Source organism: Streptomyces sp. NPDC048643, assembly GCF_040650615.1.
Classification (GTDB): domain Bacteria; phylum Actinomycetota; class Actinomycetes; order Streptomycetales; family Streptomycetaceae; genus Streptomyces.
This window is the reverse complement of sequence record NZ_JBEZHO010000012.1, coordinates 156,203-179,051: the sequence shown is the minus strand read 5'-3', so window position 1 is coordinate 179,051 and position 22,849 is coordinate 156,203. Positions and strand designations below refer to the sequence as shown.

The 22,849-nt window shown below is 72.4% G+C and carries 15 protein-coding genes; 10 read left to right on the top strand and 5 right to left on the bottom strand.

All coding sequences use genetic code 11. The features are described 5' to 3' along the window. Positions 1 to 8 precede the first annotated feature (8 nt). The 6 genes from AB0C62_RS15150 (at position 9) to holA (ending at position 7,778) form a co-directional block, all read left to right on the top strand. A complete protein-coding gene (locus tag AB0C62_RS15150; protein WP_362973148.1) occupies positions 9 to 854 on the top strand; it encodes a DegV family protein in 846 nt (281 codons plus the stop codon). A gap of 842 nt (positions 855 to 1,696) precedes the next feature. Next, on the top strand, positions 1,697 to 2,680 hold the full coding sequence (locus AB0C62_RS15145; protein ID WP_362973146.1) for a ComEA family DNA-binding protein: 984 nt from the start codon (positions 1,697 to 1,699) through the stop codon (positions 2,678 to 2,680). Positions 2,681 to 2,901: 221 nt separating this feature from the next. Continuing rightward, complete coding sequence (locus AB0C62_RS15140; protein WP_362973144.1) at positions 2,902 to 5,415, top strand: ComEC/Rec2 family competence protein; 2,514 nt, start codon at positions 2,902 to 2,904, stop codon at positions 5,413 to 5,415. A 4-nt stretch (positions 5,416 to 5,419) separates the two neighbouring features. Further along, positions 5,420 to 6,250, top strand: coding sequence for an arylamine N-acetyltransferase (locus AB0C62_RS15135; protein ID WP_362973142.1), 831 nt, complete (start codon positions 5,420 to 5,422; stop codon positions 6,248 to 6,250). A gap of 112 nt (positions 6,251 to 6,362) precedes the next feature. After that, positions 6,363 to 6,608, top strand: a complete 246-nt coding sequence (locus AB0C62_RS15130) for a hypothetical protein (RefSeq protein WP_362973141.1) — start codon at positions 6,363 to 6,365, stop codon at positions 6,606 to 6,608. 183 nt (positions 6,609 to 6,791) lie between these two features. Continuing rightward, entirely contained in the window at positions 6,792 to 7,778 is a 987-nt protein-coding gene (gene holA / locus AB0C62_RS15125) for a DNA polymerase III subunit delta (RefSeq protein WP_362973139.1), read from the top strand. Between the two features lie 242 nt (positions 7,779 to 8,020). Here the strand turns inward: holA and rpsT are convergent, their stop codons facing one another. Continuing rightward, positions 8,021 to 8,287, bottom strand: coding sequence for a 30S ribosomal protein S20 (gene rpsT, locus AB0C62_RS15120; RefSeq protein ID WP_362973138.1), 267 nt, complete (start codon positions 8,285 to 8,287; stop codon positions 8,021 to 8,023). Between the two features lie 323 nt (positions 8,288 to 8,610). Here rpsT and lepA point away from each other — a divergent pair, with 323 nt between their 5' ends. After that, the gene (lepA, locus tag AB0C62_RS15115; protein ID WP_164370777.1) at positions 8,611 to 10,479 is read left to right on the top strand and encodes a translation elongation factor 4; all 1,869 of its coding nucleotides are present in this window, start codon (positions 8,611 to 8,613) and stop codon (positions 10,477 to 10,479) included. Positions 10,480 to 10,692: 213 nt separating this feature from the next. Next, positions 10,693 to 12,564 carry an AMP-dependent synthetase/ligase gene (locus AB0C62_RS15110; RefSeq protein ID WP_362973137.1) on the top strand — a complete coding sequence of 624 codons (1,872 nt, stop codon included), beginning with the start codon at positions 10,693 to 10,695 and terminating at the stop codon, positions 12,562 to 12,564. Positions 12,565 to 12,653: 89 nt separating this feature from the next. Here AB0C62_RS15110 and AB0C62_RS15105 read toward each other — a convergent pair whose 3' ends face one another. Together AB0C62_RS15105 and AB0C62_RS15100 are read right to left on the bottom strand one after the other, a co-directional pair. After that, on the bottom strand, positions 12,654 to 13,235 hold the full coding sequence (locus AB0C62_RS15105; protein ID WP_362973205.1) for a response regulator: 582 nt from the start codon (positions 13,233 to 13,235) through the stop codon (positions 12,654 to 12,656). A 9-nt stretch (positions 13,236 to 13,244) separates the two neighbouring features. After that, positions 13,245 to 17,435, bottom strand: a complete 4,191-nt coding sequence (locus AB0C62_RS15100; RefSeq protein WP_362973136.1) for a HAMP domain-containing protein — start codon at positions 17,433 to 17,435, stop codon at positions 13,245 to 13,247. 103 nt (positions 17,436 to 17,538) lie between these two features. Between AB0C62_RS15100 and AB0C62_RS15095 the strand changes: the two genes are divergently transcribed. Continuing rightward, a complete protein-coding gene (locus AB0C62_RS15095) occupies positions 17,539 to 19,698 on the top strand; it encodes a SpoIIE family protein phosphatase (protein ID WP_362973134.1) in 2,160 nt (719 codons plus the stop codon). 99 nt (positions 19,699 to 19,797) lie between these two features. After that, positions 19,798 to 21,030: a radical SAM family heme chaperone HemW gene (gene hemW, locus AB0C62_RS15090; RefSeq protein ID WP_362973132.1), complete on the top strand. Its 1,233-nt coding sequence runs from the start codon at positions 19,798 to 19,800 to the stop codon at positions 21,028 to 21,030. Positions 21,031 to 21,110: 80 nt separating this feature from the next. On the opposite strand, the gene AB0C62_RS15085 is transcribed toward hemW, so the two are convergent. Both AB0C62_RS15085 and AB0C62_RS15080 read right to left on the bottom strand, forming a co-directional pair. Next, entirely contained in the window at positions 21,111 to 21,917 is an 807-nt protein-coding gene (locus tag AB0C62_RS15085; protein ID WP_362973130.1) for a DUF3097 domain-containing protein, read from the bottom strand. Positions 21,918 to 21,948: 31 nt separating this feature from the next. Then, positions 21,949 to 22,680 (bottom strand): MBL fold metallo-hydrolase, encoded by a 732-nt coding sequence (locus tag AB0C62_RS15080; RefSeq protein WP_362973128.1) that lies wholly within the window; start codon positions 22,678 to 22,680, stop codon positions 21,949 to 21,951. Between the last annotated feature and the right edge of the window lie 169 nt (positions 22,681 to 22,849).

Below are 22,849 nucleotides of genomic sequence, written 5' to 3'. Positions count from 1 at the left end.
TCCAGCTCATGTCCCGCCATGTCGCGATCGTCACCGATTCCACGGCCTACCTGCCGACGCGGACGATGGAGCGCCACGGCATCACAGCGGTCCCACTGACCGTCGTCCTCGGTGACCAGGCGCTCGAAGAAGGCACCGAGATCTCGGCCCGCTCCCTGGCCCAGGCGCTCCAGAAGCGCCGTCCCGTCACGACCTCCCGGCCGAGTCCCGAGATGTTCGCCGAGACCTATCGCCGGGTCGCCGCGTCCGGCGCCACCGGCATCGTCTCCCTGCACCTGTCCTCGGAGTTCTCCGGCACCTACGACGCCGCCGTGCTCGCCGGGCGGGAGGCGCCGGTGCCGGTGCGGGTGGTCGACACCGGGATGGTCGCGATGGCCCTCGGATTCTGCGCACTGGCCGCCGCCGAGTCGGCCGAGGCGGGCGGCACCGTCGACGACGCGGTGACGGCGGCCGAGAAGCGGGCCGCGGGCATGTCCGCGTTCTTCTACGTCGACACCCTCGACTACCTCCGCCGCGGCGGCCGGATCGGCGCCGCGCAGGCCCTGCTGGGGTCCGCGCTCGCCGTGAAGCCGCTGCTCCAGCTCGACGACGGCCGCATCGAACTCCTCGAAAAGGTCCGCACGGCGTCCAAGGCCATCGCCCGCCTGGAGGAGATCGTCGCGGACCGTGCCGGCAGCGCCCAGGTCGACATCGCCGTCCACCACCTGGCGGCCCCGGAGCGGGCGTCGGCCCTCGCGGACCGGCTGCGCGCCCGTGTGCCCGGCCTCGTCGAACTGCACGTGAGCGAGGTGGGTGCGGTGATCGGGGCGCACACCGGACCCGGGCTGCTCGCGGCGGTCGTCTCGCCCCGCTGACGCACCCGACCCCTTCGCCGCGGCACCCGACCCCTTCGCCGAGGCTCCCGGCCCCTGGTTGCGGCGGACTCCACCGGGCCGGCTTGCCCGCGGCGCGTCCGACCCGGCCGGCGTCCGTGTGAGTGACGGAGATATCCACAAGTGGGCCGTCGTCCACCGGAATTGAGCAAGATCATCGCGAGAGGGCCGGGTTGCCGGATCCTCGCCGCATGGCACTTCGATCGAGCTCACGCACCGCGACACCGACCAGCGGCCCGGGCCGCGGCCCCGTCTCCGACGGCCGCAGCCGCCACCGCCGCAACCCACGAAGCCGCACGCACCGCCACGAGGCGTCGGCGGCTGCCCTGCGCCTGCGCGCGGAGGCACTTCTCGCGGAACGGATCACGGGCCGCGGGGAGTTGGGCAACGATCCGCCGGGGCTGGATCGGGATGTGGGGGGCGGGCCGGGAGCGCCGGGGGGCTTGGTGGGACCGCCCGGGCGGGAGGGTCCCGAGGGCGTGGAGGGCTGGAGGAAACCGGAGGACCTGAGGGGACCGCGGCCTCCGCGAGGGAGCACCGTGCGGGGGAGGGGGCTGCTGGGTGATGGCGGCTGGCTTCGGCTTCGGGAGAGCGCTGGGGTTCTTCAGGACGAGCGGGGCGAACATTCGGGGCGTCGCGCTGAGGGCTTCCTTGCCGGGCACGGAGCCGCGGCGGGTGCTGCAGGAGGGGAGCGTCATGCGGCGCTGAGTGCGCCCGCGCGACAGGACCTCCAAGGAGTGGGGGCGTATGCCGAGTGGCAGCTCCGGGCGCGCGCTGCGTCGTTACGACCTCACTCGGCCCGAGCGGGTTCGGGGGAGGGGACCATGGGTGAGTGGGGCCCGGGCGCTCGGTCTCGCGCCGGGGCCGCCGGTCGCTCGGGCGCCGAGGCCGACCTGCTTGCGGACGTGCGGTCCGACGTGCCGTCCCGCCCGCACTCCGACCCGCACCGCGACCTGGGCTCCGAATCACGGTTCCCGTCGCGTCTCGACGCGGCGCCGAGCCCGGAGGACGGCGCCGCTGTCCGTGCCGGTGCCGGTGCCGGCGCCGGTGCGTGGCGGGAGCGGGTCGGGCCGGCTGTGCGGGAGAGGTTGCCGTTGTGGCTCCAGTCGCGGTGCGGTCTTGAGCGCAGGAGCGTGGCCGCGCTGACCGTGCTGCTGGTCGCGGCGGCCGTCTTCGCCGTTCAGCACTTCTGGGCCGGCAGGCCGCAGCCGGTGCGTGCCCCCGAGGTGGTGCGGGCGGCGGCGCCGTTCGGAGGCAAGGGCGGGGAGCGCCAACAGCCGGGTACGGCACGGGGAGCGGGTGCCTCGACCGGAGCCTCGGGACCCGTCGGTGTCGCCGGGAGCCGGATCGTCGTCGACGTCGGCGGCAAGGTGCGGGCCCCCGGGCTCCAACGGCTGCCGACGGGCTCCCGGGTGGAGGATGCCCTGCGGGCGGCCGGCGGGGTGCGGCCCGGCACGGACACCGGCGGGCTCAACCGGGCACGTCTGCTGGTGGACGGGGAGCAGATCGTGGTCGGAGCGTCGGCGCCCCCACCCGGGGCGGGGCTCGCCGGGGCGGGGTCGAGTGGGGCGGGTTCGGCCGGGCCGGGAGGAGGCGTGGCCGGTGCCGCGCCCTCCGCCCCGATCGTCCTCAGCACGGCCACGGTCGACCAGCTCGACACCCTGCCCGGCGTCGGCCCCGTGCTGGCCCGGCACATCATCGACTACCGCACGGCGCACGGCGGCTTCCGCTCGGTCGACGAACTCCGCGAGGTGAACGGAATCGGCGACCGCCGCTTCTCGGACCTCCGCGATCTGGTGCGGCCATGAGTGATTCGGGAGGGAGGGGCGGCGGGAGCGGCGCCGGGTCGGCGCCTGACGCTCCGCCGGTCGGACCGTTGCCGGGTACGCCCTCGGTCGGGTCGGCGACGAGCGCGGGGCACGTGGGTCCGGCGGGCAGCGGGCAGACACCACGCGCCGCGGGCCGCAGGTCCGTTCACGCCGACTCCGGGAAGAGGCTGGGCGCCGCGCACCCTCGGGTGGAGGGGCCGGTGGACCTCCGGCTCGTGCCGCCTGCCCTCGCGGTCTGGGTGACCGCCGCCGTGCTGGTGGGGGCGTCACCGGGGTGGGTCACGGGCGTGGCCGTGGTGTCCCTGATGGCCGGAGCCGTTCTGTTGTCGGTCGGGCGGCCCGGTGCGCGTTCGGCGGCGCGGGGCGACCCCGCCGGGGCGCTCGGCGATTCCGTGCGCCGACGCGGGGGGCCTGTGGCCCGGCGGCGTGGGGGAGCGCGGCCGGGTGCGTGGCCCCGGGTGTCCGCGGCCGCCGTGCTGCTCTGTGTCGCCGCGGCCGCGGCCTCCGCGGGGCTGCACGGGGCGGACGTCCGCCGTGGCCCTGTGCCCGCGCTCGCGAAGAGGTTCGCCCCTGTGACGGCCGACGTGGAGGTCACCTCCGACCCACGGTTCACCCGGCCCCGGATCACCGGGGACCACATGGCGCCGACGGCGCTGCTCTTCGACGCGCGGGTCAGGAGGATCGTCGAGGCCGACGGCAGGGTGCTCGCCACCCGGACGCCGGTGCTGGTGATCGTCGACGCGCGCTCGCGGAGCGGCCCGGCCCGGGGGTCCGGTGAACGGTCACCCTGGTTGTCGTTGTTGCCGTCCACGCGGGTGCGGGTGGCGGCGCGGGTCGTCCCCGCCCTCTCCGGCGGGGGCGACATCGCGGCGGTGCTGCGGGTGCGCGGGAGCGCCCCGCCGGAGGTGGTGGGGGAGCCGTCCGGGCCGCAGCGGTTCGCCGGACGGCTCCGGGAGGGGCTGCGCGAGGCGACCGACGGTCTGGAGACGGACGCGCGGGCGCTGCTGCCGGGCCTGGTCGTCGGGGACACCGCACGGGTCGCACCGGAGCTGGACGAGGCCTTCAAGGCGACCGACCTCACCCACCTCCTCGCCGTCAGCGGCGGCAACTTCACGATTCTGCTCGCCCTGTTCATCGGCCCGGCGGGGCTCGCCCAGCGGGTGGAGCGGCGCGGACTCGCACCCCGCCTCGGTGTCCCGCTCCGGGCGACCGCCCTGCTCGGCGGTGCGCTCACGCTCGCCTTCGTGATCGTGTGCCGGCCGGATCCGAGCGTGCTGCGCGCGGCGGCCTGCGGATCGATCGCGCTCCTCGCCATCGCGACGGGGCGCCGCAGATCGCTGATCCCGGCGCTGGCCACCGCGGTGCTGCTGCTGGTGCTGTACGACCCCTGGCTGTCCCGCAGTTACGGATTCCTGCTGTCGGTGCTCGCCACCGGCGCCCTGCTGACGGTCGCCCCACGCTGGAGTGCGGCGTTGCGTCGGCGCCGGGTGCCTCCCCGGTTGGCGGAGGCACTCGCCGCCGCCGCCGCGGCGCAGGCTCTGTGCGCACCCGTGGTCGCCCTGTTGTCGGCGCGGGTGAGTCTGGTGGCGGTGCCGTGCAATCTGCTCGCGGAGTTCGCGGTCGCGCCGGCCACGGTGCTCGGCTTCGGGACACTGGCGACCGCCTCCGTGGCGATGCCGGTGGCCAAGGTCTTCGCGTGGTGCGCCAGTTGGCCCGCCCGGTGGATCGCGGACATCGCGCGCACGGGCGCGGCCCTGCCCGGTGGGGGAGTGGACTGGCCCGGCAGTTGGGCGGGCGCCGGTCTGCTGGCCCTTGTCACGGTGGTCGTCGTGCTCGTGGGGCGGAGACTGCTGCGGCATCCCTGGTTGAGCGGTGCCTGCCTGGTGGTGTTCCTGCTGGCCGTGGTGCAGCCGCCGCCGTTGACGAGGGTGATCACCGGGTGGCCGCCACCCGGCTGGCGGCTCGCGATGTGCGACGTGGGACAGGGGGACGCGACGGTGCTGGCCGCGGGTGACGGCAGCGCCGTGGTGGTGGACGCCGGTCCGGACCCGGTCGCGGTCGACCGCTGTCTGAGCACCCTCGGCGTCACCAGGATCCCGCTCGTCGTGCTCACGCACTTCCACGCCGACCATGTCGCGGGACTGCCGGGCGTACTCGACGGGCGGTCGGTGGGCGCGATCGAGACAACAGGGTTCGAAGAACCGCCGGATCAGGCCGAGTTCGTGCGGCGGGAGGCGGCCGCGCGGCACATCCCCGTGACCCGGGCCGTGGCCGGGGAGCGGCGGCGCACCGGCACCCTCGACTGGCAGGTGCTGTGGCCGCCACCGGCTCCGGCCCCGACGCCCGACGGTCCGAACGACGCGAGCGTCGCCCTGCTCGTCCGGACGGCCGGGCTGCGGCTGCTGTTGCTCGGAGACCTCGAACCACCCGCGCAGCAGGCCCTGTTGAGGTCGCCGGCAGCCTTGGAGCTGGGCGACGTGGACGTTCTCAAGGTCGCCCATCACGGCTCCGCCTACCAGGATCCCGAGCTCATACGCCGGGCGGCGCCGCGTCTCGCGCTCATCTCCTGCGGCCGGCACAACGTCTACGGGCATCCCGCCCCGAGCACGGTGGAGGCGCTGCGGGCCGGGGGCGCGGTGGTGCTGCGGACCGACGAGGACGGGTCGCTCGCCGTCACGGGTGCGGGCGGGGCCCTGAGTGTGGCGGGACACTGAGGTCATGAATTCCGCACAGGCCGACGCCTACCTCCGCCGCATCGGGGCTCAGCACCCCGCGTGGCCCACGTCCGACGTGCTGCGCGAGCTTCAGCTGCGCCACCTGAGGACGGTGCCGTTCGAGAACCTGTCGATCCACCTCGGTGAGGAGATCGTGCTGGACGAGAAGAGGCTGCTCGACAAGCTGGTGGGCGCGCGCAGAGGGGGTTTCTGCTACGAACTGAACGGCGCCTTCGGGGCGTTGCTGAGCTCGCTCGGTTTCGACGTGACGCTGCTCGCGGCGCGGGTGTACGGGGACGACGGGAAGCTCGGGATTCCCTACGACCATCTCGCGCTGCGGGTGCGCACGGTGGACGGGGGCGACTGGATCACCGACGTCGGGTTCGGGGCGCACAGCCACCATCCGCTGGCCTTCGGGGAGCGGGGCGAACAGCGGGATCCGGGCGGGGTGTTCGGGGTCGTCGAGGCCGGGCCGGACGCGGCCGGGGTGCGGGGCGCCGGCGACGGCCGGGAGAGCAAGGACCTGGACGTCGTCCTCGGCGGCAAGCGCCAGTACCGGCTGGAGATGCGGCCGCGGGTGCTGGAGGACTTCGTCGTCGGGGCCTGGTGGCACAGCACGTCGGCGCTCTCGCACTTCGCCCGCTCGCTGGTCTGCTCGCGGGTCACGAAGGACGGGGGGCGGATCACGCTCAGCGGCAGGAAGTTCACGGTGACGTCCTCGGACGGGACGAAGGAGGTGACCGAGGTCGCCACGGACGAGGAGGTGCTGGCGGTGTACCGGGAGCGCTTCGGTATCGAGCTGGACCGGGTGCCGGAGGTCAGGTCGGCGGGGTGACTCCCGTTCCCGGCCCCGTTCCCGGTCCCGTCGTGGGCCCCGTTCTCGGCCCCCGCGCCTCCGAAAACCGCCCCGGGGACGGGTGGCGTCGGGCGTACCGGAAAATGTCCGTGTGAGCGAAGTGAGACATGTGCTGGTGCTGCCCGACCGTGATGCCGCGGAAGAGGCGGCGGAGGCCGTCGGGGACAGGTTCGGACTGCACGAGGAGCCGCAGCTCGTCCGGGACGCGCTGGCCGGCGAGGACGACGCCGAGGACGCGCAGTGGCTCGTCGTCCTGGCGGACGCCGACGGGCGGCTGGACCCGAAGGAGCTGGACGAGTTCGCGGCGGAGTGGGACGGCTGGCGCGAGGAGCCGTAGCCCCGGGCGGCCGGGTGCCCTCGGCGCCCTGGCTCTGTCCTGCCGGTCGTGCACGGCACCTGGGGCAGGGTGGCTGTTCGCCGTTCCGGGATCGGTCTCCCGGGGGGCGGGGAGGGGGCCGGGGCGTGTGGGGCGGTGGGAGCGTGGGGTCGGTTGTCGGCGGCGCGTGGGATGCTTTCGGGGATGGCCAAGAAGACCGCACAAGACGACCCCCTCGCCCCTGTCACGCTCGCCGTGGGCCAGGAGGACCTCCTGCTCGACCGTGCCGTGCAGGAGGTGGTGGCCGCGGCCCGGGCCGCCGACGCCGACACGGACGTACGGGACCTCACCTCGGACCAGTTGCAGCCCGGCACGCTCAACGAGCTGACGAGCCCCTCGCTCTTCGCCGAGCGCAAGGTCGTGGTCGTACGCAACGCGCAGGATCTGTCGGCGGACACGATCAAGGACGTCAAGACGTATCTCGGGGCGCCCGCCGAGGAGATCACCCTGGTGCTGCTGCACGCGGGCGGTGCCAAGGGCAAGGGGCTGCTGGACGCCGCGCGCAAGGCGGGGGCGCGGGAGGTCGCGTGCCCCAAGATGACGAAGCCGGCGGACCGGCTGGGGTTCGTGCGGAGCGAGTTCCGGGTGCTGGGCCGCTCGGCCACGCCGGAGGCCTGTCAGGCGCTGGTCGACTCCATCGGGAGCGACCTGCGGGAGCTGGCGTCGGCGGTGACCCAGCTGACCGCGGACGTCGAGGGGACGATCGACGAAGCGGTCGTCGGGCGCTACTACACGGGGCGCGCCGAGGCATCCAGCTTCACGGTGGCCGACCGGGCCGTCGAGGGGCGGGCCGCGGAGGCGCTGGAGGCGTTGCGGTGGTCGCTGTCGACCGGTGTGGCTCCCGTCCTGATCACCAGTGCGCTCGCGCAGGGGGTGCGGGCGATCGGGAAGCTCTCCTCGGCGCGGGGCGGCAGGCCCGCCGATCTCGCCCGTGAGCTGGGGATGCCGCCCTGGAAGATCGACCGGGTCCGGCAGCAGATGCGCGGATGGACGCCGGACGGGGTCTCCGTGGCCCTGCGAGCCGTCGCGGAGGCGGACGCCGGAGTCAAGGGCGGCGGCGACGACCCGGAGTACGCGCTGGAGAAGGCGGTCGTGACGATCGCCCGCGCGGCCCGTTCCCGCCAGGGCTAGGGACGGGACAGGCCATGATCCCCGTCCCACCCTCCTCACCGTACGCCGAAGGCCCCGCTCGTCTCCCGTAGGGGAGGAAGCGGGGCCTTCGGTTCGAGATGGGTGGATCCACGCCCGCGTGGCGAACGCAGATCGTGCGCGGATCCGGGGTGTCGGTCGGGAGCGGGAGAGAGGGCCTGCTCGGGTCCGGCCGACGGTCACGTCAAGTAAGTCAGAGGGTGAGCCCGAGGGGCTCAGCCGACTCAGCCCTTGAGGGCGGCGACCTTCGAAGCAAGCGCCGACTTCTTGTTGGCGGCCTGGTTCTTGTGGATGACGCCCTTCGCGACGGCCTTGTCGAGCTGGCGCGACGCGGCGCGCGTGTACTCGGTGGCCTTCTCGACGTCACCCGCGGCCGAAGCCTCGCGGGCCTTGCGGATCGCGGTCTTCAGGGAAGACTTGACGGCCTTGTTGCGCAGCCGGGCCTTCTCGTTGGTCTTGATCCGCTTGATCTGGGACTTGATGTTCGCCACGAATGAGCCTTTACAGGTTCAGGCAGGCGAGACAGCACGTCTCACCCGCCGTTTGATTTTCTTGGGTGCGTCTCCTGCAGAGAGGGCACGAGACACAGCCACCCAGGCTACCAGTCCCCGTACGACCGGCCCAAACCGGTCTGCCGCCGCCCCCTGGACGGACCCCGGGCCGGACGCGGACACCGGCGCCGGACGCCTCGAACGTGCGGGGCGATCCCCGCTCACACGGCCCAAACCGGTCGCAGCTCCCCACGCGTGGGACGATGGAGCCTACGTATCGATCCGACCCGAGGCGACAGGCGCCTCAAGAGACAGGACCCTGCGTGCCCGCGACCCCTAACAATGCGCCCGAGCCGAGCCGTACCGACCCGGCTCTGCTCCGCAATTTCTGCATCATCGCGCACATCGACCACGGCAAGTCCACTCTCGCCGACCGCATGCTCCAGCTGACCGGGGTGGTTGATCAGCGGCAGATGCGCGCTCAGTACCTCGACCGCATGGACATCGAGCGCGAGCGTGGGATCACGATCAAGTCCCAGGCGGTCCGGCTGCCCTGGGCGCCCTCCGAGGATCCGGGCAGCACCCACATCCTCAACATGATCGACACCCCCGGGCACGTCGACTTCACGTACGAGGTGTCCCGGTCCCTCGCGGCCTGCGAGGGCACGGTCCTGCTGGTCGACGCGGCCCAGGGCATCGAGGCGCAGACTCTCGCCAACCTCTACCTGGCGATGGAGAACGACCTCAAGATCATCCCCGTACTGAACAAGATCGACCTGCCGGCCGCCCAGCCGGAGAAGTTCTCCGAGGAGCTCGCCAACCTCATCGGCTGCGACCCCGAGGACGTCCTCAAGGTCTCGGCCAAGACCGGTCTCGGTGTCGAGGCGCTCCTCGACCGGGTCGTCGCCGAGATCCCGGCCCCGGTCGGCGTCCAGGACGCCCCGGCCCGCGCGATGATCTTCGACTCGGTGTACGACTCGTACCGCGGCGTCGTGACGTACGTGCGTGTCATCGACGGTCAGCTCAACAAGCGTGAGCGCATCCGGATGATGTCCACCGGCGCGACCCACGAGCTGCTGGAGATCGGCGTCTCGGCCCCCGAGATGAAGGCGGCCGACGGGCTCGGTGTCGGTGAGGTCGGCTACATCATCACCGGTGTGAAGGACGTCCGTCAGTCCAAGGTCGGTGACACGATCACCACCCTGCACAAGGGCGCGACCGAGGCCCTCGGCGGGTACAAGGACCCCAAGCCGATGGTCTTCTCGGGCCTGTATCCGCTGGACGGCTCCGACTACCCCGAGCTGCGCGACGCGCTGGACAAGCTCCAGCTGAACGACGCGGCGCTGGTGTACGAGCCGGAGACCTCGGCGGCGCTGGGCTTCGGCTTCCGCGTAGGCTTCCTCGGTCTGCTGCACCTCGACGTGATCCGTGAGCGGCTGGAGCGCGAGTTCGGGCTCGACCTGATCGCGACCGCTCCGAACGTGGTCTACCGCGTCGAGATGGAGGACCGCAGCGAGCACATCGTCACCAACCCGAGCGAGTTCCCCGAGGGCAAGATCGACAAGGTCTTCGAGCCCGTCGTGCGCGCGACCATCCTCGCGCCCTCGGAGTTCATCGGCTCGATCATGGAGCTGTGCCAGACCCGGCGCGGCACCCTGCTCGGCATGGACTACCTCTCCGAGGACCGCGTCGAGATCCGCTACACCCTGCCGCTCGCCGAGATCGTCTTCGACTTCTTCGACCAGCTGAAGTCCAAGACCCGCGGTTACGCCTCGCTGGACTACGAACCCACGGGCGAGCAGACCTCCAGCCTGGTCAAGGTCGACATCCTGCTGCACGGCGACAAGGTGGACGCCTTCTCGGCGGTCACCCACAAGGACCAGGCGTACGCGTACGGTGTCCGGCTGGTCGCCAAGCTGCGCGAGCTGATCCCGCGGCAGGCCTTCGAGGTGCCGATCCAGGCGGCCATCGGCTCCCGGGTCATCGCCCGCGAGACCATCCGCGCCATCCGCAAGGACGTCCTCGCCAAGTGCTACGGCGGTGACATCTCGCGTAAGCGGAAGCTGCTGGAGAAGCAGAAGGAAGGCAAGAAGCGCATGAAGATGGTGGGCTCTGTGGAGGTTCCGCAAGAGGCCTTCATCGCCGTGCTGTCCAGCGACGACAGCGGCGGCGGCGCCAAGGGCAAGAAGTAGTCACCCGGGATGCCGACTTTCAGGGCCCGTCGCGCTTCGGCGCGGCGGGCCCTGTGCTTGTCTGCGGAGTGTGTCCTGGTCGAAGTGGCGGGCCGCCGCCTCTTACGCACCGGCCGGGCGCGTTCTACTCTGATCTCTGCTCGGTAGTTACTCGCGAGTTAAACAACAGCCGCAATTGAGCCAGCCGCAACGCCGCGGGCCCCGGAGGATGTCGTGAGCGACACACAGACCCTGATCGAGAACCGTCCGCCGTCCGTCGCGGCCCTCTTCCTGGAGCGCGTCGCGGCCACACCGGACGCCGAGGCCTACCGCTACCCGGTACCGGCCGCGGGTGACGGCCCCGACGAGTGGAAGTCACTGAGCTGGGGCGAGGCCGCCGAGCGGGTCTTCGCCATCGCCGCCGGTCTCATCGAACTCGGTGTGGAGCCCGAGCAGCGCGTCGCGCTCGCCTCCTCCACCCGGGTCGAGTGGATCCTCGCCGACCTGGGCATCCTGTGCGCCGGCGCGGCCACCACGACCGTGTACCCGCAGACCAACGCCGAGGAGTCGGCGTTCATCCTCTCCGACTCCGCGAGCAGGGTGCTCCTCGCGGAGGACGCCGCCCAGCTCGCCAAGGCTCGGGACAAGCGGGCGGACCTTCCCGAGCTCGGCCACGTCGTGGTCATCGACGGCGAGGGTGTGGAGAGCGACGACTGGGTCCTCACGCTCGCCGACCTGGAGAAGCGCGGCGCCGCCTACCTGGAGAAGCACCCCGAGCTGATCAAGGAGCGCGTCGGCGCGATCACCGCCGACCAGCTCGCCACCCTCATCTACACGTCCGGCACCACCGGCCGCCCCAAGGGTGTCCGGCTGCCGCACGACAACTGGTCGTACATGGCGAAGGCGATCGCCTCCACCGGTCTGGTCGGCCAGGACGACGTGCAGTACCTGTGGCTGCCGCTCGCGCACGTCTTCGGCAAGGTCCTCATCTCCGGCCAGATCGAGGCCGGGCACGTGACCGCCGTCGACGGCCGCGTCGACAAGATCATCGAGAACCTGCCGGTGGTGCAGCCGACGTACATGGCGGCCGTCCCGCGCATCTTCGAGAAGGTCTACAACGGGGTCGCGGCCAAGGCGCGGGCCGGCGGCGGCGCCAAGTACAAGATCTTCCAGTGGGCCGCCGAGGTGTCCCGCGAGTACGCGAAGGTCAGCCAGGACAACTTCCGCCGAACCGGCTCCGCCTCGGTGCCGTTCGCGCTCGGCGCCAAGCACAAGGTCGCCGACACGCTCGTCTTCGCCAAGATCCGCGAGGCCTTCGGCGGCAACCTGCGCGCCTGCGTCTCCGGCTCAGCGGCCCTCGCGCCCGAGATCGGCTACTTCTTCGCCGGCGCCGGCATCCATATCCTGGAGGGGTACGGACTCACCGAGTCCTCCGCCGCCTCCTTCGTGAACCCGGGCGAGGCCTACCGCACCGGCACGGTCGGCAAGCCGCTCCCCGGCACCGAGGTGCGCATCGCGGACGACGGCGAGATCCTGCTGCGCGGCCCCGGCATCATGGAGGGCTACCACGGGCTGCCCGAGAAGACGGCCGAGGTGCTGGAGGCCGACGGCTGGTTCCACACCGGCGACATCGGCGAGCTGTCCCCGGACGGTTACCTGCGGATCACCGACCGCAAGAAGGACCTGATCAAGACCTCGGGCGGCAAGTACATCGCGCCCGCGGAGGTCGAGGGCCAGTTCAAGGCGGTCTGCCCGTACGTCTCCAACATCCTCGTGCACGGCGCCGACCGGAACTTCTGCACCGCCCTCATCGCGCTCGACGAACCGTCGATCATGGAGTGGGCGAAGGACAACGGCCTGGAGCGCAGGTCGTACGCCGAGGTCGTCGCCGCGCCCACGACGGTCGCCATGGTCGAGGGTTACGTGAAGGAGCTCAACGAGGGTCTCCAGCGCTGGCAGACCATCAAGAAGTTCCGTCTCCTGCCCCGCGACCTGGACGTCGAGCACGGCGAGATCACCCCGAGCCTCAAGCTCAAGCGCCCGGTCGTCGAGCGGGAGTACAAGCACCTGATCGACGAGATGTACGCGGGCACCCGCGAGGCGTAGTCCCTGGCCCGGTCTCGCGTCGGCCGTCCTCTCCGCCCCCGGTCCGCCGGGGGCGGAGTCGTGTGCGGGCACGGGCGCGGCAGCCGGCGCTAGGTCGGGTTCCGGCGCATGTCCCTCAGCAGCGCCTCCAGCTGCCGCAGCTGCTCTCGGACTTCGGCGGCGTCCTTGAGGGTGCCGGCCGCGAGCTGTGTCTCGATCCCGCGCAGCCGGTCGGCGAGTTCGTCGAACCGTTCCTCCTCGCGGGCGAGCAGACGCTCCAACTGCCGGTTCTTCCGGTGCAGATCGAGAAAGACGGTGACCTTGGCGCGCAGCACCCACGGGTCGAACGGCTTCGTCAGATAGTCGGCGGCTCCGGTCGCGTACCCGCGGAAGGCATAGCCCGCGTCGGCGTCCGTGCCCGTCAGGAAGATGATGGGGACGTCCTTCGTCTGGTCGAGCCGCTTGATGTTCGCGGCCGTCTCGAAGCCGTCCATGCCCGGCATCCGGATGTCGAGCAGCACGACGGCGAACCGCTGCCGCAGCAGTGCCTTCATCGCCTCCTCGCCCGAACGCGCCCGTACCAGCGGCTCGTTGAGGGAGCCGAGGACCGCCTCCAGGGCGATCAGGTTGTCCTCCATGTCGTCGACCAGGAGGATGCTCGCGCGCTCGCCGTTCGTTGCCTCACTCATGATGACGGTGCCTCACTCGGTCCGCGTTCTGTCGGCGCCCCGCCCCCGTGCCGCGTCCACCGCCGGTTCGGCGGCGACCGCGCCCGGGCCCGTGGCGCGCCTCTCGGGTTCCGCGGCACCGGGGGCGTCCCGCTCCCCGTCGTCGTCCGTGCCCTCGGGATCGAGGAGGGCGCAGACGACGGTGAGGAGTTGGTCGACGTCCACCGGCTTGGGAACGTAGTCGTTGGCGCCCCGCGCGATGGACTTCTCGCGGTCGCCGGGCATCGCCTTCGCGGTCAGCGCGACGATGGGCAGCCCCGCCCAGCGGGGTGTGCGGCGGATGGCGGAGATCGTCTCGTAGCCGTCCATCTCCGGCATCATGATGTCCATCAGCACCAGTTCGACGTCGGGATTGCGCTCCAGCGTCTCGACGCCCTCGCGGCCGTTCTCCGCGTACAGCACGGGCATGCCGACCCGACCGAGCACCTGGGTCAGCGCGAACACGTTGCGGATGTCGTCGTCCACGATCAGCACCCGTCTGCCCGGCAGGACCCTGCCCGCCCTGCCCGCCTGCCAGGCCTCCAGTTTGGTGGGGGTCGGCCAGGTGTCGTCGGTGTCGTGGACCGTGTAGGGCTCGGTCGACAACTGCTCCGGGAACGCGACGAGATGGGCCTCTCGGGCCGGTCCCGTCGCCGCGTTCCCGGGGCTCAGCACCGGCACGTACAGCGTGAAGGCGGAGCCCTTGCCGGGCGTGCTCTCGGCCACGATACGGCCGCCGAGCAGCCCGGCGATCTCCCGGCTGATGGACAGCCCGAGGCCCGTGCCGCCGTACTTGCGGTTGGTGGTGCCGTCGGCCTGCTGGAACGCCTCGAAGATCACCGGGAGTTTCTCCGGCGCGATGCCGATGCCGGTGTCGGAGACGGCGAAGGCGATCACGGTGTCGCCGCTGTCGCGGGCGCGGTCGGGGTCCGCGACGCGGTCGACGCGCAGTTCGACGCGGCCGCTCGCGGTGAACTTGATGGCGTTGGAGAGCAGGTTGCGCAGGATCTGCTGGAGGCGCTGCTCGTCGGACCACATCTCGCGCGGCACGTCCTCGCCGACCGCCACCTCGAAGGCGAGCCCCCGGTCGTGGGTGAGCGGGCGGAAGGTGGCGTGGACGTAGTCGAGGAGCTTGATGAGCGGCAGCCTCTTGGGGCGTACGTCCATCCGGCCGGCCTCGATCTTCGACAGGTCGAGGATGTCGTTGATGAGCTGGAGGAGGTCCGAGCCCGAGCGGTGGATGGTCGTCGCGAACTGCACCTCCTGGTCGGAGAGGCGGCCGTCGGGGTTGTCGGACAGCAACCGGGCCAGGATCAGCAGGGAGTTGAGCGGCGTGCGCAGCTCGTGCGACATGTTCGCCAGGAACTCCGACTTGTACTGCGAGCTGGTCGCGAGGAGGGCCGCCTTCTCCTCCAGTTCGGCGTTGGACCGCTGCAACTCCGCCTGTTGTGACTGGAGTTCGTCGGAGCGGTCCTGGAGCTGGACGGCGAGCCGCTGGGACTCGCCGAGCAGGGACTCCGTACGGGAGTTGGCGATGATCGTGTTGATGGCGACGCCGATGGTGTTCACGAACTGGTCGAAGAAGGCGAGGTGGACGTCGGAGAAGCGGGAGAACGAGGCGAGTTCGATGACGCCGAGGAGCTTGTCCTCGAAGAGGATCGGGATGATGACGACGCTGGCCGGAGCCGCTTCCCCGAGCCCGCTGTTGATCTTGATGTAGTCGGGCGGGGCCTCCTCGACGAGGATCCGCTTCTTCTCGCGGGCCGCCTGCCGGACCAGGCCGTGCACCGGCATGCCCCCGGTGTCGACGGTCGCGCCCTGCGCCGCGCCGTACCCGGCGATGAAGGCGAGTCCCTTGGCGGGCACGGCCGTGCGCAGCGCGGGTTCGTCCTCCTCGGGGTCGGCGAGGAAGAAGGCGCCGTACTGCGCGTTCACCAGCGGGGTCAGCTCGCGCAGGATCAGGTCGGCGACCTCCATCAGGTCGCGGTGGCCCTGCATCAGCGCGGCGAGGCGGGCGAGGTTCGACTCCAGCCAGTCCTTCGCGCGGGTCGTCTCGCGCAGGTTGGCCACCATCAGGTTGATGTTGTCCTTCAGTTCGGCGACCTCGCCCTGTGTCTCCACGGTGATGGAGCGGGACATGTCGCCCTGGGCCACCGCGGACGCCACCTCGGCGATCGCGCGGACCTGGGTGGTGAGGTTGGAGGCGAGTTCGTTCACGTTCGTCGTCAGGCGCTTCCAGGTGCCGTACACGCCCTCGACCCGTGCCTGGCCGCCGAGCCGGCCCTCCGAACCCACCTCGCGGGCCACCCGGGTGACCTCCGAGGAGAACGACGACAGGGTGTCCACCATCGTGTTGATCGTCGTCTTCAGTTCGAGGATCTCGCCGCGGGCGTCCACGTCGATCTTCTTCGACAGGTCGCCCTGCGCCACCGCCGTGGCCACCTGCGCGATGTTGCGGACCTGGGAGGTCAGGTTGTCGGCCATGTAGTTGACGTTGTCGGTCAGGTCCCGCCAGACGCCCGAGACCCCGAGGACCTGGGCGCGCCCGCCGAGCCGTCCGTCCGTGCCGACCTCGCGCGCCACCCGGGTCACCTCGTCGGCGAACGCGCGCAGTTGTTCCACCATCGTGTTGACGGTGTCCTTCAGCTCCAGGATCTCGCCCCGGGCGTCGACGGTGATCTTCTTGGACAGGTCGCCGTTGGCGACGGCGGTGGTGACCTGCGCGATGTTGCGGACCTGGGAGGTCAGGTTCAGGGCCATGAAGTTGACGTTGTCGGTGAGGTCCTTCCAGACGCCCGACACGCCCCGCACCTGCGCCTGGCCGCCGAGGTTGCCCTCGGTGCCGACCTCGCGGGCGACGCGGGTGACCTCGTCGGCGAAGGCGGAGAGCTGGTCGACCATGGTGTTGATGGTCGACTTGAGTTCGAGGATCTCGCCCTTCGCCTCGACGGTGATCTTCTTGCCGAGGTCGCCCTGCGCCACGGCGGTGGAGACGAGGGCGATGTTGCGGACCTGCGAGGTCAGGTTGTCCGCCATGAAGTTGACGTTGTCGGTGAGGTCCTTCCAGACCCCCGACACGCCCCGCACCTGGGCCCGGCCGCCGAGGTTGCCCTCGGTGCCGACCTCGCGGGCGACGCGGGTGACCTCGTCGGCGAAGGCGGAGAGCTGGTCGACCATGGTGTTGATGGTCGACTTGAGTTCGAGGATCTCGCCCTGCGCGTCGACCGTGATCTTCTGACTGAGGTCACCGTTGGCGACCGCCGTGGTGACCTGTGCGATATTTCGAACCTGTGACGTCAGGTTGGACGCCATGAAGTTGACGTTGTCGGTGAGGTCCTTCCAGACCCCCGACACCCCCCGCACCTGCGCCCGGCCGCCGAGCCGCCCCTCGGTACCGACCTCGCGGGCCACCCGGGTGACCTCGTCGGCGAAGGCGGAGAGCTGGTCGACCATCGTGTTCACGGTGAGCTTCAGTTCCAGCAGCTCACCGGTCGCCTCGACCGTCACCGTACGGGTCAGGTCGCCGCGCGCCACCGCCGTGGTCACCAGGGCGATGTCCCGCACCTGGGCCGTCAGCCGCGACGCCATCGTGTTGACCGCCTCGGTCACGTCCCGCCAACTCCCGGACAGGCCGGTCGCCTTGGCGCGGCCGCCGAGCCGCCCCTCGGTGCCGACCTCGCGGGCGACCCGGGTGACCTCGCCGGTGAACAGGGAGAGCTGGTCGACCATCTTGTTCACGGCGCGCCCCAGCCGGCGCAGGTCGCCGCGCAGTTGACGGTTGCCGTCGTGCAGGTCGACGCGTTGGGTCAGATCGCCGCCGGCCACCGCGTCGAGCACGCGGGTCGCGTTCGCCGCGGGCGCCACCAGCGCGTCGAGCAGCTGGTTCACGTCGTCCACGCGCGTCGTCCACTTGCCGCCGCCGGGGCTGGCCGCGAGCCGCTCGTCGAGCCGTCCGTGGCGGATCAGCTCCCTGCGGACGCGCTGCACCTCGGAGTTGAAGTGCGAACTGCGGTCCATGATCTGGTTGAACGTCGCGTTCAGCTCGGCGACCAGACCGTGTGCCGTCTCCGGCACCTTGCTGAAGTCGCCGTCCCGCGCCGCGGTCATCGCGGCGAGCAGGGGACGCAGGTCCGATGCTCGAATCTGTCCGTCTTCGAGCACATGCATACCACTGTTCTCACTCATGACGGCCCACTTCGGTGACTCGACGCTTATGGGCGCGGTCAGTCTGTCACCCTGTCCGCACCGGCTGAGGTGTATTCGTCCGAACTGCTCAGGGAGCCGCACCGTGGGGGCCATTCCGACGCAACGCGAGTCCATGGCGTGCGCTCCGGGTGCGCCCGCGCACCACCGAGCCGGCCAGGACACCGTGGCCCGTACGACCCTGCCGGGCACTCCGCTCGCCCCTGGAGCCGCCCGTCGCTACCTCCGCGACACGCTCGTGGGCTGGGCCGAACTGGCCCTGCCCGGCGCCGAGATCATCGACGACCGCCTCACCGGCGACGCCGCCGTGGTGGTGAGCGAACTCGTCACCAACGCCGTCGTCCACGCGGGCACCGACGTCGAGCTGCTGTGCCGCCTGGAGCACGCGCCCGACGGCCCGCCCGGCCCGCTGGTCGTCGAGGTCACCGATCACCACCCCGCCCGCGCGATACGCGACGACAGCCCCGAACGCCCCTACGGGACACCGGAGTACGGGCGGGGCCTTCGACTCGTCTCCGCCCTCTCCGAGGCCTGGGGGATCACCTACCGCCCGGGCGTCAAGACGGTGTGGGCGCGCCTGCTGCTCGACGGGGGCGCCGACGCGCTGCCCGGCGCCGACGCGTTCGCGGCAGACGCCCGGTCCTCGGCGGACGCGTCCGCGGCGGGGAACGGCCTCGCCGGGAGGAGCGGCCACACGGGGACGGACGGCGTCGCGGGTACCGGAGGGACACCCGGCACGGAGGCGTCGCCGGCCGGTGGCGCCTCCGGGAACCCCCTCGCCGGCACACGCGGCCCCGGTCGACGGGGCCCGGCCGGCCCCACCTCGACCGCGTCCGTGTTCGCGGCGCCCGTCACGGGGGCGCCCGGAGCGTCCGTCCCGGGCGGCACCGCCCACGGGGCATCCGCCACCGGCGGCGCGCGGAACCCCTCCGAGGGGCGGGACTGGCTCGACCGCGGGGCCCTCTCCTTCCTCGCCGAGGCCTCCGACCTGCTGGCCGGGCAGCTCGACGAGGACCTCGTCGCCGCGCTCGCCGGACAGCTCCTCGTCCCGCGGCTCGCCGACTGGTGCGCGGTGTGGCTGGAGGACGAGGCCACCGACCGGGCGGGCGGACTCGGGCTCGCCCTCGGACCCCGGCTGGCCCGCGTCTGGCACGGCAGCGAGAACCTCATCGAGGACCTGCGCGACGCCCTGGAGAAGGACCCGCCGCGGCTGCCCGACGCGGTCCGGTCCCGCGCCGTCCCCGTGCCCTGGCCCGGCGAGGCGCTGGGCCCGCGCGGAGCGAGCGGCGCGGCCCTGGCGTACCGGCTGATCGCGGGCGGCCGTCCGCTGGGCACGCTCGTCATCGGACGGGCCGGACCCGCCGGTTTCGCCGACGAGGTCACCGGGCTCGTCGAGGACCTGAGCCGCCGGATCGCGCTCGCCATCGGCGCGGCCCGCCAGTACGCGCGCCAGGCCACCATCAGCCGGGTCCTGCAACGCGGGCTGCTGCCCGGCGCGGTCGCCGAGATCCCGGGCGTGCGCAGCGCCCTCGTCTACGAGCCGCTCGACAAGGGCGGCCCCAGCGGCGACTTCTACGACGTGTTCCCGGCCGGGGACGGCCGCTGGTGCTTCGCCGTCGGCGACGTCCAGGGCAAGGGCCCCGAGGCCGCCGTCGTGATCGGCCTCGCCCGGCCCTGGCTGCGGCTGCTGGCCCGCGAGCGCTACGACGTGGCGGACGTCCTCGACCGCCTCAACCAGCTCCTCCTCGACGACGCCACCGAGGCCGCCGACGCGGCGGCCCGCGCGCTCGTGGCGGCCGGCGGGCCCGGACTCGGCACCGACCTCGGCCCGCAGACCCGCTTCCTGTCCATGCTCTACGGCGAACTGGTCCCCTTCGAGGGCGGCGTACGCTGCACCCTCGCCTCGGCCGGACACCCGCTGCCGCTGCTGCTGGCCCCCGACGGCGACGTACGGGAGGTGGCCCGGCCGCAGACCCTGCTCGGCGTCTTCGAGGACCCCGGCTACACCTCCGAGTCCTTCGACCTGCACCCCGGCGACACCCTGCTGTGCGTGACCGACGGCGTGACGGAGCGGCGTGAGGGGACCCGGCAGTTCGACGACGACGACGGGCTCGCGCACGCCCTCACGGGGTGTACGGGCCTGAACGCCGAGCTGATCGCGGAACGCATCCGCGGACTCGTCCACGAGTTCGGGAGCCGCCCGCCGGAGGACGACATGGCCCTGCTGGTGCTCCAGGCCGAGTAGTCCCCGGTCCACGCCCCGTCGACGGCCGCGCGACCAGGAGCGCGCGGCCCGTCCACAGGCCGGGACCGTTCACTCCGCCCGTGCTGGACAATGGAACGCATGCCTTCCGCACTCCCCGACGGCGAGCCCGTCCCCGACGACGGGGCGCTGCCCGCGCACGCCCTGGCCGGGGCGGCCGAGCGGCCCCTCGGGTTCTACCTCCACGTTCCGTACTGCGCGACCCGCTGCGGGTACTGCGACTTCAACACCTACACGGCGACCGAGCTGCGGGGCACCGGAGGCGTGCTCGCCTCCCGCGACAACTACGCGGACACCCTGACCGACGAGGTCCGCCTCGCCCGCAAGGTCCTCGGCGACGACCCCCGTCCCGTCCGCACCGTCTTCGTCGGGGGCGGCACGCCCACCCTGCTGGCCGCCGACGACCTCGTCCGGATGCTGGGGGCGATCCGTGACGAGTTCGGTCTCGCGGACGACGCGGAGATCACCACGGAGGCGAACCCGGAGTCGGTCGACCCGGAGTACCTCGCGACGCTCCGCGCCGGCGGCTTCAACCGTGTCTCCTTCGGTATGCAGAGCGCCCGGCAGCACGTGCTGAAGGTGCTGGACCGCACCCACACCCCCGGCCGCCCCGAGGCCTGCGTCGCGGAGGCCCGCGCGGCCGGCTTCGAGCATGTGAACCTCGACCTGATCTACGGCACCCCGGGGGAGTCGGACGACGACTGGCGGGCCTCCCTCGAAGCGGCCCTCGGCGCCGGCCCCGACCACGTCTCGGCCTACGCGCTCATCGTCGAGGAGGGCACCCAGCTCGCCCGCCGCATCCGCCGCGGCGAGGTCCCGATGACCGACGACGACGTCCACGCCGACCGGTACCTCATCGCCGACGAGGTGATGGCCAAGGCGGGCTTCGACTGGTACGAGGTGTCGAACTGGGCCACCTCCGAGGCGGCCCGCTGTCTGCACAACGAGCTGTACTGGCGCGGCGCCGACTGGTGGGGCGCGGGCCCCGGCGCCCACAGCCACGTCGGCGGCGTCCGCTGGTGGAACGTGAAGCACCCCGGGGCCTACGCGGCGGCGCTGGCCTCCGGCCGCTCCCCGGGCGCCGGGCGCGAACTCCTCTCCGGCGAGGACCGCCGCGTCGAGCGCATCCTGCTCGAACTGCGGCTGCGCGAGGGCTGCCCGCTCTCGCTGCTCCGTCCCGACGGCCTCACGGCCTCCCGTCGCGCCCTGTCCGAGGGCCTCCTCGAACCGGGCCCGTACGACGACGGCCGCGCCGTCCTCACCCTGCGCGGACGCCTCCTCGCGGACGCGGTCGTCCGGGACCTGGTCGACTGACCGGACGACGCCGCAAGCCACCGCAGCCCCGGACGCCACCGGACGAGCGGCCGGGCCGACCGGCCCGGCCGCGTTCCCGGCTACTCCGGCGCCGTGACGAAGTCGATCAGCTCCTCGACCCGGCCCAGGAGTTCGGGCTGGAGGTCCTTGTAGGAGTGCACCCGGGACAGGATGTGCTGCCAGGCCGCGCCGGTGTTCTCCGGCCAGCCCAGGGCCCGGCACACGCCCGTCTTCCAGTCCTCGCCGCGCGGCACCCGGGGCCAGCCCGGGATGCCCACGGAGGACGGCTTCACGGCCTCCCAGATGTCGATGTAGGGGTGGCCGAGTACCAGGGCGTGCTCGCTCGTCACCGCCGCGGCGATCCGGGACTCCTTCGAGCCGGGCACCAGGTGGTCGACGAGCACGCCGAGCCGGGCGTCCGGGCCCGGCGCGAACTCCTCGACGATCGCGGGAAGGTCGTCGACGCCCTCCAGGTACTCCACGACGACGCCCTCGACACGCAGGTCGTCGCCCCAGACCCGCTCGACCAGTTCGGCGTCGTGGCGGCCCTCCACGTAGATGCGGCCGGCCCGCGCGACGCGGGCGCGGGCGCCGGGCACGGCCACGGAGCCGGACGCGGTACGGCTGGGACGTACGGGTGCCGAGGACGTCGGGCGGACCAGCGTCACCACCCTGCCCTCCAGCAGGAAGCCGCGCGGCTCCATGGGGAACACCCGGTGCTTGCCGAAGCGGTCCTCCAGGGTCACCGTGCCCGCCTCGCAGCCGATCACCGCGCCGCAGAAACCGGTGCCGGGCTCCTCGACCACCAGACCCGGGTCCGCCGGGACCTCGGGGACGGGCTTGGGCTTCTTCCACGGCGGGGTCAGGTCCGGAGAGTACTGGCGCATTCGCATGACGATAGGAGAAGCGCGCCGGGGCTCACCGCGACACGCCGAAACGCGCGGCCAGCTCGTCCCGCTGCGAGCGGACGAACGCGGCGTCCACCAGCGCTCCGTGGCCGGGCACGTACACAGCGTCCCGCCCGCCGAGCGCGAGCAGCCGGTCGAGCGCCCCGGGCCAGCGGGACGGGACGGCGTCGGGGCCCGCCTGCGGCTCGCCGGACTCCTCGACCAGGTCGCCGCAGAACACCACCGCCGGGTCGCCCGGCACGACGACCACGAGGTCGTGGGCGGTGTGTCCCTCACCCGTCCGCACGAGCCGCGCCTCGACGCCGCCGCCGAGTTCCAGGTCCCGGGTGCCCCGGACGGCGTGCTGGGGGCGTACGAGGGCGTCGGCCGCCTCCTGTGCCGCCCGGGGGTCCAGCCCGTTGCGCACGGCGTCCGCGCGCAGTTCCTCGCGACCGTGCTCGTACACCCCGGACGAGCCGTCCGCGACGAAGATCCCGGTGCCCGTGAACGCCGCGGCGCCGAAGACATGGTCGAAATGCGGGTGGGTGAGTGCGAGGTGCGTCACGTGCCGCCCCGGGCCGAGCAGCCGCTCCGCGTCCGCGCGCAGCGCCGCGCCCTCCGCGACACCCGACCCCGCGTCGATCATCAGCGCCGCGTCCTCGCCGACGACGAGCCCCACGGTGCAGTCCCAGTCCGGAAGCCGCCGCCGGCCGATCCGGGGCGCCACCCGTTCCCACCCCAGCTCTTCCCAAGTCAGCCTCATACGGCGACGCTAGCGGTGACCGGGTGTCGCGCACGACATCGCAGGCCCGCCCTTGCCGGGGCCGTGCCTCACCGCCGTACACTGACCCGGGGAACGCTGGCACTCGGGCGCGCTGAGTGCCAGGCGAAAAGCCACGAAGGCCACGAAGACCACGGAGTCGACTTCTGGA

Bases quoted from the DNA above. Each gene is read 5' to 3' on its own strand.
- AB0C62_RS15100 (WP_362973136.1), bottom strand. From the start codon at position 17,435: ATGAGTGAGAACAGTGGTATGCATGTGCTCGAAGACGGACAGATTCGA.
- AB0C62_RS15145 (WP_362973146.1), top strand. From the start codon at position 1,697: ATGGGTGAGTGGGGCCCGGGCGCTCGGTCTCGCGCCGGGGCCGCCGGT.
- AB0C62_RS15080 (WP_362973128.1), bottom strand. From the start codon at position 22,680: ATGAGGCTGACTTGGGAAGAGCTGGGGTGGGAACGGGTGGCGCCCCGG.
- AB0C62_RS15135 (WP_362973142.1), top strand. From the start codon at position 5,420: ATGAATTCCGCACAGGCCGACGCCTACCTCCGCCGCATCGGGGCTCAG.
- AB0C62_RS15150 (WP_362973148.1), top strand. From the start codon at position 9: ATGTCCCGCCATGTCGCGATCGTCACCGATTCCACGGCCTACCTGCCG.
- holA (WP_362973139.1), top strand. From the start codon at position 6,792: ATGGCCAAGAAGACCGCACAAGACGACCCCCTCGCCCCTGTCACGCTC.
- hemW (WP_362973132.1), top strand. From the start codon at position 19,798: ATGCCTTCCGCACTCCCCGACGGCGAGCCCGTCCCCGACGACGGGGCG.
- AB0C62_RS15085 (WP_362973130.1), bottom strand. From the start codon at position 21,917: ATGCGCCAGTACTCTCCGGACCTGACCCCGCCGTGGAAGAAGCCCAAG.